We start from the raw sequence: 16116 nt of genomic DNA, 5'->3' as shown, positions 1-16116 counted from the left end.
TCTAGCGCAAGTGACGCGCGCTCGCCAAACCTACATCTTCTGCGGAGCGGAAACGCCCAGCAGCGTGAGGGTGAGGGCCAGCACGATGCGAGTGGCATCGCACAGGGCCAAGCGCGCGGTCTGCACGGCCGCGTCCTCGGTGAGCACGTGGCAGTTGGTGTAGAACTGGTGGAACAGGGCCGCCAGGTCCTGGGCGTAGTGGGTCAGGCGGAACGGCGCGCGATCGCGGGCAGCCAGGGCGATGAGGTTGCCGAAGTCGGCCATCTTGCGCATGAGGGCCAGCTCGGAGGGATGGGTGAGCGACGAGAGGTCGCAGCCCTCGGGGGCCACCTTCGCGGCCAGCTCGGCCATGGTCATAGTACCGGCCTCCAGGGCGGCCACGTCGGCCTCGTCGGCCGCCTTGCGCAGGATGGAGCAGATGCGGGCGTGGGCGTACTGCACGTAGTACACCGGGTTGGAGGCGTCCTTCTTCTTGGCCACCTCGATGTCGAAGTCGATGGGCTGGTCGGCCGAGCGGGACAGCATGAGGTAGCGGGTGGCGTCCACGCCCACCTCGTCGATGAGCTCCTCGAAGGTGACCATCTCGCCAGTGCGCTTGGACATGCGCACAGCCTTGCCGTCGCGGAACAGATTCACCAGCTGGCCGAGCTGCACCTCCAGCGCCCCGGGCCAGCCCCAGGCCTCCAGCATGCACTCGCAGCGCTTGATGTAGCCGTGGTGGTCGGCGCCCCACAGGTCGATGAGGTGGTCGAAGCCGCGCATCATCTTATCGTAGTGGTAGGCCACGTCGCTCATGAAGTAGGTGGCCTCGCCGTCGCCCTTGATGAGCACGCGATCCTTGTCGTCGCCCAAGTCAGTAGAGCGGAACCACAGGGCCCCGTCCTTCTCGTAGAGGTAGCCCTTCTCGCGCATGGCGGCCAGGGAGCGGGACACGGGGCTCTCGCCGTTCTCGTCCTCCACGTACAGGGAGCGCTCGGAGAACCACTTGTCGAAGGTGGTGCCGAAGCCGGCCAGCACGGCCTTCTGGTTGGCCAGGGTCTGCTCGTAGGCCATCTCGCGGAAGGCCTCCAGGCGCTCCTCGTCGGAGACGTTCAGCCACTTGTCGCCGTCGCGGTCGATGATCTCCTGGGCAATATCCTTCACGTAGGCGCCGCCGTAGCAGGCCTCGGGCATCTCCACGTCGCGGCCGAGCAGCTGCTGGTAGCGCACGCTCACGGAGTTGCCGAACACGTCCATCTGGTTGCCGTGGTCGTTGATGTAGTACTCCTCGTACACGTCGTAGCCGCCATGGCGCATGACCCGGGCCATGGCGTCGCCGAGCGAGGCCCAGCGGCCGTGGCCCACGTGGAAGGGGCCGGTGGGGTTGGCCGACACGTATTCCAAGTTCACGTAGCGCTCGCCCTCGGGGATGGTGCCGCGGCCGAAGTCCTCGGCCTCGTCGCGCACCTCGCGCACGACGCCCTGGAGCACGGCATCGGACAGGCGGATGTTGATGAAGCCGGGGCCCGCGATCTCCACGGCGGCGATCATGTCATTGGCGGGAATATGGTCCACGATGATCTGCGCGACCTCGCGGGGGTTCTTGTGGGCGAGCTTGGCGCAGCGCAGGGCGACGGTGCTCGCCCAGTCGCCGTTGGCCTCGTCGCGGGGTCGCTCCAGGGCAGCTTCGGGGGCTTCCGTCAGCTCCAGGGAGCCGTCGGCACGGGCCGCCTCGATGGCGGCGTCGATGATCGCTTCGAGAGATTCGCGAATTTCCATTGATCCAACTTCCTTTTCGGTGTAGCCAGCTTTTCCACGCATCCGGGCTGTGCCGTACCCGTTTGCGCCTATAAGCTGCCATAGTATCACGGAAACGGCGGAAAACACAGAAGTACCCGAGCGCGATGCCCGGGTACTTCCGCTAGCGGCCCTGGGGCCCGAAGGCCGACAGGACCTTTGCACGCTGCGTCCCGTGCGCCGGGAGGGGCGCTAGGACAGGATCACCATGGCAGCGGTGAGCAGCACCATGCAGACCACGCCCAAGACGATGAACAGCTTCGCGCCGAACTTGAGCCACGTGGAGTACTCCACCTTGGCCAGGGCCAGGCCGCCCATGATGGCGCCGGAGGTGGGGGTGAACAGGTTCACGAGGCCGTTGCCGGCGGAGTAGATCATGACCATGGCCTCGACGGAGAAGTTGAGCTGGTGGGCCAGGCCGCCGAGGATGGGGATGGACACCGTGGCCATGCCCGACGAGGACGGGATGAGGAAGGACAGCACGATGTAGAGCAGGAACGACAGGGGCGCGAACACCACCGCCGACATGCCCGTGAGCGCCGCGGCCGCGTTGTTGAGGATCCACATGTCCAGGCCGGTCTTGGCCATGAGCACGGTGATGGAGCGGGCCAGCGCGATGATGAGCACGACCGACATCATGTCGGCGGCGCCGTTGATGAAGGCCTTCACGAAGCGGCTCTCGGACACGCCGCCGATGACGCCGATGACCAGCGCCATGAGCAGGAACCAGGTGGAGGCCTCGTCGAAGTACCAGCTGCCGAGCGGCACGCCCGTCAGGAAGCTCGACCAGGCCGGGGTGACCTCCTCCTCGGAGACGGAGGTGGCCTCCACGGGCTCGGTGATGGTGGTCGTGGTGGCGCCGTCGTTGGCGTCGTCGATGAACGCGGTGATCTCCTCGCCGGTCATCGTGGTGGTCACTTCCTCGGTGGTGGCGCCGGCGTCGAAGATGGTGACGCCGAGGTCGGCCCAGGGAATGAAGGACACGATCATGATGACGAAGGTCAGCGCGAACACCACGAGGGAGGCCTTCTGGCGACCGGTCATCTTCGGGTTCGCCAGCGCGTCGCCGTCAGTGCCCTCGGCGTCGGACTCCTTCATGCCCCACTCGTCCATCATGGCCTGCTGCTCCTGGAGCGACAGGAAGGTGGAGCCCTTGTCCTCCTTCACCTTCTTGGCGTAGCGCATGACGAAGACGATGGAGATGGCCAGGGTGACGAGCCAGAGGATGAGGCCGAGCACGATGATGATGCCCTGGTTCACGGCGATGCCGATGCCGGAGAGCGCGTCGACGGCCACGCCCACGGCGAAGGGGTTCACCGTGGAGCCGAGCACGCCGCAGCCGGCGCCCAGAAGGACGACCGCCGCGCCGGTGAGGCTGTCGAAGCCCGCGGCCACCATGGTGGCGGCGAGCAGCAGGTAGAAGGGCACCGTCTCCTCGCACATGCCGTAGGTGGTGCCGCCGATGGAGAAGATGAACATCAGAATGGGGATGAGCACGAGCTCGTTGCCCTTGAGCTTGTGCACGAGCGCGGCGATGCCGGCGTCGAGGGCGCCGGTCTCGGTGATGATGCCGAGGAAGCCGCCGAGGATCATGACGAACAGGCACACGCCGATGGCGTCCTGGAAGCCGAACACGGGCGCGGTGAGCACCTGGGACAGGGTCGCCCCCTGGACGCCCTCCACGCCGCTGGCGGCCATGATGACAGTGATAACAGCCAGCACCACCAAGATAATGAGCAGAATCGTGAACGAGGACAGCGGCGCCCTCTTCTTCTTGCCTTTCTCAGCCGTTGCCATGGTTATCCCTCCTTAATCGAAAAACGGGTAGAAAGCCCGAGGGCCGTGCGGCATCCCTCCCGATCCCGCACGGCCCCGAGGTATCGCGATGTATCGCCGGCGCTGCTACTGCAGGGTGGCGTACATGACGGCCTTGATGGTGTGCATGCGGTTCTCGGCCTCGTCGAAGACCTTGGACTGCTTCGACTCGAACACCGCGTCCTCCACTTCCATCTCGGTCACGCCGAAGCGCTTGGCGATGTCCTCGCCGGTGGTGGTGTTGGTGTCGTGGAAGGCCGGCAGGCAGTGCAGGAAGATGGCGGTCGGCTTGGCCATGGCCATGATCTGGGTGGTCACGCGGTAGGGCTGGAGCTGCTCGATGCGCTGGGCCCACACCTCGTCGGGCTCGCCCATGGACACCCACACGTCGGTGTAGATGACATCAGCGTCGGTGGCCGCTTCCTTCACGTCCTCGGTGCACTTCACGGTGCAGCCGTTCTCGGCGGCGATGCCCTCGCAGGTCTTGATGAGGTCGTCGTCCATCCAGCAGTCCTTCGGGCCGCAGCCGACGAAGTTCATGCCCAACTTGGCGCACATCACCATGAGCGAGCGGCCCATGTTGTTCTTCAGGTCGCCGAAGAAGACGAACTTCAGGCCCTTGATGTCGTAGTTGAAGTTCTCCTGCACGGTGAGGGCGTCGGCGAGCATCTGGGTGGGGTGCCACATGTCAGTGAGGCCGTTCCACACCGGCACGCCGGCCTTGGCGGCGAGCTCTTCCACATCGGTCTGGGCGAAGCCGCGGAACTCGATGCCGTCGTAGAAGCGGCCGAGCACGCGGGCAGTGTCCTCGATGGACTCCTTCTTGCCCATCTGGGAGGAGCCGGGATCCAGGTAGGTCACGCCCATGCCGAGGTCCATGGCGCCCACCTCGAAGGCGCAGCGGGTACGGGTGGAGGTCTTCTGGAACAGGAGAACGATGTTCTTGCCCTCCAGGTAGCGGTGCGGGGTGCCGGTGCGCTTGAGGTCCTTGAAGTTCTTGGAGAGCTTCAGCAGGTAGTCGATCTGCTCGGTGGAGAAGTCCAGGAGACGCAGGTAGGGCTTGCCGGAAAGATTCACAGGCATAAGAGGTTCCTTTCAAGGGAGGGCGGCCGCTGAGGGCAGCCGCCCGGTTCACAGTTCAGCGGGTGCGGCGGTTACGCCGCGGGGCGCGTGCGACGCCGAGCGCCGACGCGGGGTGCGCGGGTGCGCCGACGCCGAGCGCCGACGCGGGATGCGCGGTTGCGCGGGTTGCGTGGGGCCTACAGGGCCTCGCGCCAGGCCGGCATGGACATGCAGCGCGGGCCGCCGCGGCCGCGGGACAGCTCGGCCGACGGCATGACCAGGCAGTTGATGCCGTTCTTGTACAGCACGTCGTTGGTGACGTTGTTGCGCTGGTACACCACCACGGTGCCGGGGCGGACGCACAGGGTGTTGGAGCCGTCGTTCCACTGCTCGCGCTCGGCCGCGATGCGGTCGCCGCCGCCGCAGGGGATGAGGGTGACCTTCTCGCCCACGTACTCCGACAGCACGCTCTCCAAATCCTCGTTGCGCTCGCGGATCTTGGTGCCGCCGTTGCCGTCGGGGGTGATCTCGAAGACGGTCAGCGGGCCCATGATGCCGGGGTGGATGGTGAACTTGTCGCGATCGATCTGGGTGAACACGGTGTCCAGGTGCATGAAGGCGCGGGACACCGGGATGTTGAAGGCGAGGATGGTGTCGATGGGGCTCGTCTCGTCGTTGAAGATGTTATGGGCGATGTGGTCGATGGCATCGGGCTCGGTGCGCTGGGAGATGCCGATGGCCAGCACGTGCTCGTTGATGTTCAGGATGTCGCCGCCCTCGATGTGGAAGGTGTCGTTGCGGCTGTAGTACTCGGGAGTGCCCGCGAAATCGGGGTGGTTCTTGAAGATATAGTCGCCGTAGATGGTCTCGCGGTTGCGGGTCTGGCTGTACATGCGGTTGATGGACACGCCGTTGCCGATCATCGCGAACGGGTCGCGGGTGAAGTACAGGTTCGGCATGGGGGCGCACACGAGCTTGCAGCGGTCGGACACCATGTCCACCAAGAGGTGCGTATCCCTCTGCGGCAGCTCCTGGAGGTTGATGCCCGCCATGGTCTTCATGACCATGGCCTTGGTGTCGGCGTAGTTGCTCTCGATGTAGTCGGTGATGATGTCGTGGTACATCTCGGTGCGGATGCCGGCCTCGTAGATCCACTGGTCGAGGAACTGGCGGCGCAGCTCGGGCTTGGTGTCGAGCACCTCGGCCATGAGATCCTCGAGGTAGACCACTTCCACGCCCTCCTCGCGCAGAATCTTCGCGAAGGCGTCATGCTCCTCCTGGGCCACGGGCAGAAACGGGATGTCGTCGAACAGCAGCTCTTCCAGCGTGTTCGGGGTGAGATTGAGCAGCTCGTCGCCGGGGCGGTGCAAGATGACCTTCTTGAGGTTGCCGATCTCGCTCTTGACGTTTACTCCTTGCATAGAAGCTCTCCTATCTTGGAAACGGACCGATAGAAAACGTGCCAGCCACACAAGATCCCGCGCGCCCCGGAAGCGCTGTCCCGGGCCGTTTCTGTAGGTCAGTTGTGTTGTGACGGGGTCTACCTTCCCACATTTTGCGGATGGGCCCTCCCCGACCGCCGTTTGTTTGCCAGAGCGCAAGCAAGCCGACACCAGACTGTCAACTAATGTTGAGGCGAAAGGTCTGTATTCCTGCCCAGTGGTTCATCCATGCAGCAACGCCGCCCGAAGAAACCTCCCCGCGCAGACCCGCGGCAATGCTATAATCATCGGCGCCGCAAGCGAAACCGCTCGCTGCGGTTCGCGAGCGTCGGGATGTGGCGCAGTCTGGTAGCGCGCCTGCTTTGGGAGCAGGATGTCGCAGGTTCGAATCCTGTCATCCCGACCATTTTTGTTTCGCCGTTGCTGACGCAACGACGAACGAGGCCGATGCTGCGGTTCCGACATGCACCTGGCCTTGCACTTCACCACTTTCCCTCACGGCCCGAAGGCCGCTCGGCTGCGGTTCAGCACAATTCCAGGCACCTGCCGGATCCTCGCCGACTTCCTTGGGCGAACCTGTTCTACAAAATGTTTACTATATGTATCTTCTTTAGTTCTGCTTGCCCAATTTCGGCATAATGCAGCCATGGAAAAGACGCAGACATACCGGCTGAAGCGGCTGTGGCTTTTGCTGCCGGGGGCGGCGGCGCTGCTGCTGACGTGGGTGGCGAGCGCGAATCCGGGGCTCACCGAAGCGTGGTTTTCGCGGGGCGTGTACCCATGGCTGTCCTCGGCCTGGGGCTTTTTGCCCTCGCTTGTGCCCTGGTCGGTGGCGCAGTGGGTCGTAGTGGCGTTTCTCGCCTTCTGCATCGGATGGCTCGTCTTCTATGTCGTTGCCCTGGTGCGGAATGCGGGCGCGCGGCGGTTCGTGCTGTGGCGGGCGGTGTCCACGATGTTGGCGGTGCTGTCGGTGGGCTACTGTATCTTCGCGCTGATGTGCGGGCTCAACTACTACCGGCTCACCTTCGCCGAGAACGCCGGGTTCGACTTGGCCCCGTCGAGCACGGCCGAGCTCGCGGCCCTCTGCGAGCACCTGGCCGATGAGATGAACGACGCCCGGGCCGCAGTGACCGAGGCAGCCGAGAGCGGGGAGGCCGCAGCGGACGCCACGACGCAGCCCCCGGATCCCGCGAACGACGCAAGCGGGAGCGCCCAAGCCGACGCCGCGATGGCCACCGTCCCCGACGACTACGCCGCGGCCCGCGGCGGCTTCGAGACCTACGCCCGCGAGGCCGTGGACAACATGGCGGCCCTGGCCGAGACCTATCCGGCGCTTTCCCGGCCGCTGTACTCCCTTCCCAAGCCGGTGTTGTTCTCGGAGCTCATGAGCTATGCCGACATCGCCGGCATGTACTTCCCCTTCACCGTGGAATCGAACATCAACGGAGACGGCCCCTTCTTCACCATCCCCGCCACCATGGGCCACGAACTGGCCCACCAGAGCGGCTTCATGCGGGAGGACGAGGCGAACTTCATCGGGTATCTGGCCTGCAAGGACGCCGCCGACCCCCTCACCCGCTACAGCGGCTACTCGCTCGCCTACGACTACGCGCTGTCGGCCCTCATCCGCGCCGACCGCGACGCGGCCGTGGCCGTGAACGATGGGCTGTCGGAAGAGGTGCGGGCCGACCGCCAGGCCCGGGCCGAGTACCTGAAACAGTTCGAGGGCCCCGTAGCCGAGGCCTCGAACGCCGCCAACAACGCCTACCTCAAGGCCAACAAGCAGGAAGACGGCACCAGAAGCTACGGCCGCATGGTCGACCTGCTTCTGGCCGAAGCCCGGCAAGAGCAGGACACGGCCCCGGCCGCCTAGCCGGTAAACTTTCTACTTTAGCGAATTTAGCGTTTTTAGCACTTTTAGCGACTTTAGCGACTCTAGCGACTTTAGCAAGTCGCATCACCATCGAAGAAGAGAGAATCACAGCACGGATCCCCTACCATCGTGCGTCTTCGCGATACTGATTCCACGAGTACGTAATCAGCTCCGATTCGGAAACCCAGGGAACTTCAAAGCGGAGATCGCATTCTTTATGATAGGCCCCACGAGTGTAGGGTTCTCCGAACCAGATGAGGCAATCGAACCTGAGATAAGGACCACCGTCGTATCGGTACAAAAATTCTAGCTGCCAGTTCCCCTCGTTGATCTCCCGCACAAATCTCTTCGCATCGTAAAGAACACGAAGGGCCTTGTCTTCGCCGACAGGAGTGAATACGTAGGGAAACAAGTCCTCCGCGCCGTTCCCATACAATGCAATGGTCACTTCAGACGCGTCTGTCCGAACCTTATCGTCCAGGTGGATCCCATCGTGATCGCCCCACACCCAAAACCCATCAGGGAACACGAAGGTTATCTCGTTATCAGAGAGGCGAATGCGGGTCGCCCTGCAATCATGCAGCGAAATGTTGCATGCTCCTGTTTCGCGATGAAGAAACATGGCACCTCCCGTTTTCGAAAATCGCTTCCCTATCTTCCCCCTCCTCCACGCACTTGGGTGCGGAAGAGGAACATCGCCAAGTACAGGGGCAGCGTCACCTTCTTGCCGACCTTTCCCACGTTGCCATCGATCAGCTTGTACCCCACCTTGACGTCGTCGCGCTCGAGAAACTCGTTGAGCGAGATAGTGGCGCCCCTCGATGCCTTGACCTCGACGGGAATGACGGACGCACTTCCGTCGACGAGAAACTCGATCTCCCGATCGCCGCTCCTCGACATCCAATAGCGCAGCGGCACCCCGTTCTTCACAAGTGTGCCTCCGACGAGGTTCTCGTACAGCCCTCCCTTCATCGGCCCGACAAGCTCATCGTTCACAACCGCGGCCATCATCTCGAACCCGTACATCGCCATGAGCAGGCCGGTGTCGTTGGCATAGATCCGAAATCGGTCGTCAACCTCGTAAGCAGCCAGCGGGAACGATGGCATGCTTACCATGGGGCACTTGAGCACCATTCGAGCTCCCACGAGCCAGTCGATAGAGCCTTCGAACTTGCGGCTTGAGCTGCGCTTCTCAACAACAGCGTATTGAAACTTCGTATTCTCCTTGGCAAGCTGGCGGGGAAGGGAGAGGTAGCAGGCTCGTGCTTTAACGCGCTCGGTGGCGCTTGCATACTTCGCTATGTCATCCAGATAGGAGGCCAGAAGCTTCGTCTGCTCGGCATGCACTTTCCCGTAGTTTTCCGTATCGATGAACCGCTGTACAACCGCGGGCATGCCCCCTATGGCCAGGTACTCTCTCAAATAGCGCATCATCTTCTCGTGGACCAGCTGGGGCACTGGCTGCAAATCAACCGCATAGCGCCCGAGGGCCGCCGTTGCCGATTCGTCGTAGCCCCGCGCCCAGAGAAACTCCTCGAAATCGAGCGGGCGCATTTCGACCTCACGCTCATAGCCGACGGGAATCGAAGGCTGGTCCTCGCCCTCGCGGAATTGGATGCCGAGCAGGGATCCCGAGGCTATGACATCGAACCGACCATCGATCGCGAGGTACTTGAGCGCCGTTCGGGCCTCGGGACACTCCTGTATCTCATCGAGAAAGATAAGCGTCTCCCCGTCGATGAACTCCACCCCGGGCAGCACGAGCGACAGCTGCTGGTATATCTCGGCCGGTTCCGCCGTCCCCTGGAACACAGCCCTCAGTTGGGGCTGCTCTATAAAGTCGATCGGAATGTAACTTCGGTAGTCGCTTCGGCCGAACTCCCCGACAATGAAGGACTTCCCTACTTGCCGCGCCCCCTTCAGCAAGAGGCACTCGTTGCGCTTCTCCCTGCGCCACTGCCGCAGATAGCCAAGCATCTTTCTCTTCAGCACGAGCCGCCCCTTTGAAATCCGTGGTACATCCAACATTTGCAACTTTTCAGACCTATAGTTGAAGCAATTTTGCATCTTTTCAGAATGCTTCCAGGGAATTATTGCAACTTTTCAGGATGTTCGCAAGAGAAGAATGCAGCTTTTCCCGCTGCAAGCCGCCCTAGGAACGGGCGCGGGCGCGGAAGAGGCCGTACTCGAGGGAATCTACGAGGGCGTTCCAGGAGGCCTCGATGACGTTCTCGGACACGCCCACGGTACCCCAGGTGTCCACGCCGTCGGTAGCGGTGATGGTCACGCGGGTGATGGCGTCGGTGCCCTGGCTCTCGTCGAGCAGACGCACCTTGTAGTCGACGAGCTCCATGGCCGCCACCTGCGGGTACGAGGGCGTGATGGCCAGGCGCAGAGCCGCATCGAGCGCTCCCACCGGGCCGGTGCTCTCGCCCGTGGCCACGAAGCGCTCGTTGCCCACGTGGATCTTCACCGTGGCCTCGGACAGGGCGTCTTTGGCGAGAGCCCCGGTATCTTCCCGGTCGTCCACGATAACGCGGAAGCTCTCCAACGTGAACGCCGGCGCATACAGCCCCAGATGGCGCATGAGCAGAAGTCCCAGCGAGCCGTCGGCCACCTCGTAGGTGAAGCCGGCCGCCTCTCGGGCCTTGATGTCGTCGAGCACGTCCTGGGTGCTCACGCCGGCCTCCTCTGGATTGAACCCGAGGGCGGCCGCCTTCGACAGCAGCGACGCCTTGCCCGCCAGCTCGCTCACCACCGTGCGGCTCGCGTTGCCCACGGCCGCCGGGCTCACGTGCTCGTAGGCCTCGGGGAACCGCGCGATGGCGCTCGCGTGCAAGCCGCCCTTGTGGGCGAAGGCGCTCGTGCCGGTGTAGGGGTGGTGGGCCGGCTTCGACACGTTGCAGAGCTCCGCCACGTACTGGGCCACGGCCGTGAGCTGCGCGAGGCTGTGCTCCCCCACGCAGGTGGCGCCCATCTTCAGCTCCAGATCGGCAATGACCGTGAGCAGGTCGGTGTTGCCCACCCGTTCCCCGATGCCGTTCACTGTGCCCTGAACCTGGGTGGCGCCGGAGCGCACGGCGGCCAGGGTGTTGGCCACAGCGCAGCCGGAATCGTTATGGCAGTGGATGCCGAAGGCGGCGTTCGGGAAGGCGGCCGCCGTGGCGGCTACAACGGCCTCCACCTCGAAGGGCAGCGCGCCGCCGTTGGTCTCGCAGAGGTCCACCGAGTCGGCCCCCGCTTCCACGGCGGCCCCTACGCAGGCCAACGCGTAATCGGCGTTGGCCCGGTAGCCGTCGAAGTAGTGCTCGGCATCGAACACCACGCGCCGGCCGGCCGCCTTCAGGTATGCCACCGAGTCGGCGATCATGCGCAGGTTCTCCTCGAGGGTGGTCTGCAGGGCCCGCTCCACCTGGGCATCCCAGGTCTTGCCCACAATGGTGACCACCGGCGCGCCGCACGCCAGAAGATCGGCCAGGCCCGCGTCGTCGGATGCGGCCACGCCCTTCTTGCACGTGGAGCCGAACGCCGCGATCTGGGCGTGGCGCAGCTCCATAGCGGCCACCTCGCGGAAGAACGCCACGTCCTTGGGATTCGACGCCGGAAAGCCGCCCTCGATGTAGTCGACGCCGAACTCATCGAGCCGGCGCACGATGGCGAGCTTGTCCGCCAGGGACAGCGCAATGCCCTCGCACTGCTCCCCATCGCGCAGGGTGCAGTCGTAGGTGTAGATGCGCGTCGCGGTCATAGGTGCCTCCCCTTCTCGGTCGCCCGCCATTATAATCCCTGGGAGAGAGCGGCGAAAACCCGAGAGCCGTGGACGGCGAGCGAAACCCCTTCCCCTGAACGCGCCAGCCCCCTGCGCTCCCGCCAGGCTCGCGCTGGCGAGGGGGCGCCTCTATGCCAGCACCTTCTCGAAGGCGATGCGGGGACTGCCGGCCTCGGGGCCGTCGGCCAGGGTGATAGTGCCGCAGAGGGCAAAGCCGGCCTTCGCGCAGGCGCGGCCCATGGGGACGTTGTCGGCGTGGGTGTCGATACGCACCGAGGCCATGCCGTCGGCGGCGGCCTTCGCGCAGGCGAAGGCGAAGATCTCGCCGATAAGGCCCCGGCCGCGCAGAGCGGCGTCCACGGCGCAGCGATGGATGGTGGCGTAGGGGCCTTCCGTCAGCCACGCGCCATCGATGGCATCGTAGGCGACCTCGGGCTCGGTGCAGTAGCGGAACATGCCCGCCACGCAGTCTCCGTCGAGCATCACGTAGGCGCCCCCGGCCGCCACATCGGCCTCCCAGGTCTGACGGTTCGGATAGCCCCGCTGCCACTGGTCGAAACCCATGGCGGCCATATTCGCCTTCGCCTGATCGGTAATGGCGACCATGGCGTCCACGTGCTCCGGCCGCGCAACAACGATATCCCTGGGTTTCCTCGACGTGGCCATCGCCCGCTCCCTTCATCGGCACCCAACATTTTTGCTGCCGCCCACCATAGCAGATCGCAGGAGCCCCTTGGCCGGGAGCCCCTTTTGGTGGACAACGGAGCAGGCGGTGGATGCCGGTTTCGGGGGCGCTGGCGATTCGATGGCGCAGCCTAAGCCAGACGGTCGAGCAGGGCCCAGGCCTGGGCCTGCAGGGCGGTTTCCTCGGCAGGGGCCAGCACCAACGCGTCGGTGGTGTAGTCCTGGCGCGTGAGGGCCACTTGAGTGTGCACCGTTTCCACGAGGTCGGCCTGTACGAGCGACAGCGTCTCAGCCAAGTCGGCAGCGCAGTAGCGCGCCTTCGCCCCGCCCCCGGCGCAGCTGAACAGGGTCAACCGATCCTTGAGGGCCGTCTCCTGCGAGCCCGGCTCCAGCGGCCGCGACAGCCAGTCGATGCAGTTCTTCAGGCCGCCGGGAATACCGTGGTTGTACTCCGGCGAGAAGATCCACAGCCCGTCGGCGGCCATCACCTCGTCGCGCGCGCGACGCACCGGGGCCGGCGCGGGGAATTCGATATCCTGGTTCATGAAGGGCAGGTCGGCGTAATCCAGCCAGCGGACCTTCGCCTTGCCCTGCAGCAGCTTCGCCACGTAGGCGCCCATCTGGCGGTTCAGGGACTTCTCCCGCAGGGACCCGCAGATGAACAGCACGTTCTTCTCGGGTTTCGCTTCCATGGCTCTCCTTCCAACGGACCGCCGGGCCGGCGCCTGCCGTCTCACCGCGCGGTCGCCTCACATGGGCTTGAAGCAGCAGCATAGGCCATGGCAAACGCCACCCACGCACCTGTTGGCACCCAGTCAACGAACCGTTACGACTACCAGAAGAGAGCCTCTTCCCGACCATCTCACACCTGCCGAAGAGCCTGTGCGTCACAGTCTCGGCCGCCACCGTGCCCGCGATGGCCGCTGCCATCTTTGCCAACGGAGAAGATGCGCTATAATGGGCTGGTTGTCGAGACGGCTCGACGCTTGCGCCCATGGCTCAACGGATAGAGCAACGGACTTCTAATCCGTAGGTTGTAGGTTCGATTCCTACTGGGCGCACCACGAAACTCCCGAGCCGGGCCTGCGCCCGGCTCTTTTTCTGAGGATAGCCGTGTACGAATACCGCGACATAGCGATGGAACCGTCGGTGGTACTTACCACCGTAGATGAGACCGTCGAGGCCGTGGCGGATATTTGCCGCAGCTTCCAATCCCATGCGTGGCTCTTCGGCTCCCAAGCCCGAAAACGGGCTCAGGGGGGAAGCGATATCGATATTGCCGTTCAAAGCGACGACTTCGACGCCATCGAGGAGCTCGTAGATAATCTCGACACCGTATTCCTCATCGACCTGGTAGACCTGAACATCGCCCACCGGAAGGGATTGGACCATGCCTGGATTAGCATTGCGTGATCGCTTCGAATCGTTTCTGCGCCTTCTGGCGGACACCCGCGAGTTCATCAGCGAAATGCCCGTCTACCGAAAACGAGACGGCGCGGCGGTTATCTACGCCTTCAACAGCCTGTTCGATATTGCGTGGAAGCTCATGAAAGATTCCCTCTCGGAATTCTACGGGCTTTCCGACGTGAAGCCGTCGCCCCGCGACATCATCAAGCAAGCGGGATCCGTGGGGCTCATCGCCGATCAGGAGCACTGGCTTGCCATGCTCAAGAACCGCAACCTGAGCACCCACGATTACATGAGCGTGAATCAAGAGCACTACTGCGCGTTGATTGAACGGGAATACCTGCCCCTGATGGAGAACTTGAGGGGCGAGATCGGAAGACAGCTGGAAGAGCTCGACGATTAGGCGCCCAGCAAGTCGCGTCCCTTTCCCGAAACGAAAGCAACCCCGCCGGTTGGGCGGGGTTGCGAGGCTCCTCATGGAGCGGGTGACGGGAATCGAACCCGCGTTATCAGCTTGGAAGGCTGGAGTTCTACCATTGAACTACACCCGCAGTGCGTCCGAGATTATACCCCAAGCCCCACTCCCGCCAAGCCAAACCCCGCGAATAATCCACTAAGCGGCGCCGTCGCAGGTTTCGAGCACGTAATATAGCAGCTCCGATGCTCTGTTTTGAAGATGCGCCTCCTCCGAGTATCACAACCCAGCATGAAGCAATCGCCATCCCTAGGTCAGCGGAATCGCGCCTTGACAAACACGCGCGGGCATGTAAGATATACATTGCATGCAAGATATATCTTACATTGGGAGAACGTACATGGAAGGTAAGAAGAACGAGCGTCTGAAGGCGGCGCGCATGGCCTGCGGTCTCTCGCAGCAGGAGCTTGCCGATGCGGTCGGAGCCACACGCCAGACCATCGGCCTCATTGAAGCGGGGCGATACAATCCCAGCCTCAAGCTCTGCACGGCCATCTGCCGCGCCCTCGGCAAAACACTGGATAACCTCTTTTGGGAATAGGAGCCGCACAATGTATCTGATACGGAAATGGAACGAGTACCTGGGACCGAAAGACGAGCGCCTTGCGGCAGAGGAGGACAAGGGCACGAAAATGGCGGCCACAATCCTTCTCATCGGCTCCGTTATCAGCCTGTACTACGGGATCATGGTGAACCAGGTGGCCGCCACCACCGATCATCCGGTTCTCACGCCCCTCGGCGAAACAGTGATTCCCGTCCAGCTGCCGCTCATCTTGACCATCCTCGCCGCGGGCATTGCCTCCTGCGCCCCGCAGATGCGCCAAGGAGCGTTTTCCAGCCGCAAGCGCTTCGCGGAAGTCGACCGGATACCCTGGGATCTCGTTACCCTCTGCGCCCTGGCCTGCGGGGCCGTGGTAGGGGTTCTCACCTGCGCCCTGCGCATCGTGGCGGAAATCCAGATCGTGGGCATCGGGAACGTCGCGTGGATGGGCGACGTGGCCACCGGGATCGTGTTCTTCGTCATCGGGTTCGCCGTCGGCCTCGGCGCCTTCGCACTCGCCTTCAACGAGGCCATCAAGAACCGCCGACGCCTCGAAGCGGAGCTGGAATCCTAAGCGTGAGCGGCGCCTCACCGCTCACGGCGCCTGAGCGTGGCCAGGTGGGCCTTCATCTCGACGGGGACGCGGGGCCTCTCGCGGGCTTTCTGGATGGCCTTGTTGTGGGTCCACCGATCGAGGGAGCCGGCCTCGAGGAGGGCCACGGCGACCTCGGGCTGCTTGGCCGCGGCCTCGGCCACGTACCAAGCGCGCATCATGTTCACGTAGTACTCGTCGGATTCCACGGCGGCCACCCAGCCCATCTGCTCCGACGAAAACCGCTCGTCCAGGAACAGTTGCAACGGCACGCCGATGGCGAAGCGCACCACATAGGTGCGGCCGTCGGCCAGCCATTGGCGCACCAGATCGAGCGCCCGTTCCGGTTGCTCGGCCAACGTGCGCGGCGAGAGCTGGTCGCAGGTGGCCCAGTTGTCCACCAGGGGCAGGAACGCCCGAAGCTCCGCCACGTACTCATCGAAGTCGCGCATATCGGCCACGATGAAGGCGTGCAGCTGGTTCTCCTCGAAGGTGCCGTGGGGCACCAGGCTCAGAAACACCTCCGCCTTCCCTTCCCGCGCCAGCGCTTTGGCGAAGCGGCGCAAGACCGGCGTGCGCACACCGATGATGGAGGCGCTATCGATATTGGGAATGAGCTTCGCCTGGAACGCCTGGTACCCCTCGTCGCGATTGGCCGCCAGAAAGGCGGCCAATCCGAT

At 63.8% G+C, this 16116-nt stretch carries 15 protein-coding genes and 3 tRNA genes; 7 read left to right on the top strand and 11 right to left on the bottom strand.

What is annotated here, in order from left to right; all coding sequences use genetic code 11:
* Positions 1-30 precede the first annotated feature (30 nt).
* The 4 genes from argS to arcA form a co-directional block, all read right to left on the bottom strand.
* A complete protein-coding gene (gene argS / locus ACTOXK_RS04315) occupies positions 31-1758 on the bottom strand; it encodes an arginine--tRNA ligase (RefSeq protein ID WP_482277829.1) in 1728 nt (575 codons plus the stop codon).
* Between the two features lie 210 nt (positions 1759-1968).
* On the bottom strand, positions 1969-3573 hold the full coding sequence (locus ACTOXK_RS04310; RefSeq protein WP_482278542.1) for a YfcC family protein: 1605 nt from the start codon (positions 3571-3573) through the stop codon (positions 1969-1971).
* Positions 3574-3678: 105 nt separating this feature from the next.
* Complete coding sequence (gene argF, locus ACTOXK_RS04305) at positions 3679-4674, bottom strand: ornithine carbamoyltransferase (protein WP_482278541.1); 996 nt, start codon at positions 4672-4674, stop codon at positions 3679-3681.
* Positions 4675-4850: 176 nt separating this feature from the next.
* Positions 4851-6074 carry an arginine deiminase gene (gene arcA, locus ACTOXK_RS04300; RefSeq protein ID WP_482278540.1) on the bottom strand — a complete coding sequence of 408 codons (1224 nt, stop codon included), beginning with the start codon at positions 6072-6074 and terminating at the stop codon, positions 4851-4853.
* Positions 6075-6424: 350 nt separating this feature from the next.
* Between arcA and ACTOXK_RS04295 the strand changes: the two genes are divergently transcribed.
* Positions 6425-6501: transfer RNA gene (locus ACTOXK_RS04295), tRNA-Pro, on the top strand.
* Between the two features lie 240 nt (positions 6502-6741).
* Positions 6742-7968 carry a DUF3810 domain-containing protein gene (locus ACTOXK_RS04290; RefSeq protein WP_482278539.1) on the top strand — a complete coding sequence of 409 codons (1227 nt, stop codon included), beginning with the start codon at positions 6742-6744 and terminating at the stop codon, positions 7966-7968.
* 121 nt (positions 7969-8089) lie between these two features.
* Here ACTOXK_RS04290 and ACTOXK_RS04285 read toward each other — a convergent pair whose 3' ends face one another.
* The 5 genes from ACTOXK_RS04285 to ACTOXK_RS04265 form a co-directional block, all read right to left on the bottom strand.
* Positions 8090-8590 (bottom strand): hypothetical protein, encoded by a 501-nt coding sequence (locus tag ACTOXK_RS04285; protein WP_482278538.1) that lies wholly within the window; start codon positions 8588-8590, stop codon positions 8090-8092.
* 29 nt (positions 8591-8619) lie between these two features.
* A complete protein-coding gene (locus ACTOXK_RS04280) occupies positions 8620-9960 on the bottom strand; it encodes an ATP-binding protein (protein ID WP_482278537.1) in 1341 nt (446 codons plus the stop codon).
* Between the two features lie 160 nt (positions 9961-10120).
* Positions 10121-11716: a citramalate synthase gene (gene cimA / locus ACTOXK_RS04275; protein ID WP_482278536.1), complete on the bottom strand. Its 1596-nt coding sequence runs from the start codon at positions 11714-11716 to the stop codon at positions 10121-10123.
* 150 nt (positions 11717-11866) lie between these two features.
* Entirely contained in the window at positions 11867-12403 is a 537-nt protein-coding gene (locus ACTOXK_RS04270; protein ID WP_482278535.1) for a GNAT family N-acetyltransferase, read from the bottom strand.
* Positions 12404-12552: 149 nt separating this feature from the next.
* Positions 12553-13113, bottom strand: coding sequence for an NADPH-dependent FMN reductase (locus ACTOXK_RS04265; protein WP_482278534.1), 561 nt, complete (start codon positions 13111-13113; stop codon positions 12553-12555).
* Positions 13114-13409: 296 nt separating this feature from the next.
* Here ACTOXK_RS04265 and ACTOXK_RS04260 point away from each other — a divergent pair.
* The 3 genes from ACTOXK_RS04260 to ACTOXK_RS04250 all read left to right on the top strand — a co-directional run bounded on the left by ACTOXK_RS04260 (position 13410) and on the right by ACTOXK_RS04250 (position 14231).
* Positions 13410-13485: transfer RNA gene (locus tag ACTOXK_RS04260), tRNA-Arg, on the top strand.
* Between the two features lie 49 nt (positions 13486-13534).
* Positions 13535-13834 (top strand): nucleotidyltransferase domain-containing protein, encoded by a 300-nt coding sequence (locus ACTOXK_RS04255; RefSeq protein WP_482278533.1) that lies wholly within the window; start codon positions 13535-13537, stop codon positions 13832-13834.
* Positions 13812-14231, top strand: a complete 420-nt coding sequence (locus tag ACTOXK_RS04250) for an HI0074 family nucleotidyltransferase substrate-binding subunit (RefSeq protein ID WP_482278532.1) — start codon at positions 13812-13814, stop codon at positions 14229-14231. The genes ACTOXK_RS04255 and ACTOXK_RS04250 overlap by 23 nt, the downstream gene beginning before the upstream one ends.
* A 74-nt stretch (positions 14232-14305) precedes the next feature.
* On the opposite strand, the gene ACTOXK_RS04245 is transcribed toward ACTOXK_RS04250, so the two are convergent.
* Positions 14306-14379: transfer RNA gene (locus tag ACTOXK_RS04245), tRNA-Gly, on the bottom strand.
* A 264-nt stretch (positions 14380-14643) separates the two neighbouring features.
* On the opposite strand from ACTOXK_RS04245, the gene ACTOXK_RS04240 reads away from it, so the two are divergent.
* Positions 14644-14844, top strand: coding sequence for a helix-turn-helix transcriptional regulator (locus tag ACTOXK_RS04240; protein WP_482278531.1), 201 nt, complete (start codon positions 14644-14646; stop codon positions 14842-14844).
* 10 nt (positions 14845-14854) lie between these two features.
* Positions 14855-15418 (top strand): hypothetical protein, encoded by a 564-nt coding sequence (locus tag ACTOXK_RS04235; protein WP_482279855.1) that lies wholly within the window; start codon positions 14855-14857, stop codon positions 15416-15418.
* 14 nt (positions 15419-15432) lie between these two features.
* On the opposite strand, the gene ACTOXK_RS04230 is transcribed toward ACTOXK_RS04235, so the two are convergent.
* Entirely contained in the window at positions 15433-16110 is a 678-nt protein-coding gene (locus tag ACTOXK_RS04230) for a DNA alkylation repair protein (RefSeq protein WP_482278529.1), read from the bottom strand.
* Positions 16111-16116 lie beyond the last annotated feature (6 nt).

The sequence above is a fragment of the Adlercreutzia sp. genome (assembly GCF_056795635.1).
The sequence above is the reverse complement of the archived record's forward strand: the minus strand, read 5'-3'. Positions and strand labels throughout refer to the sequence as shown.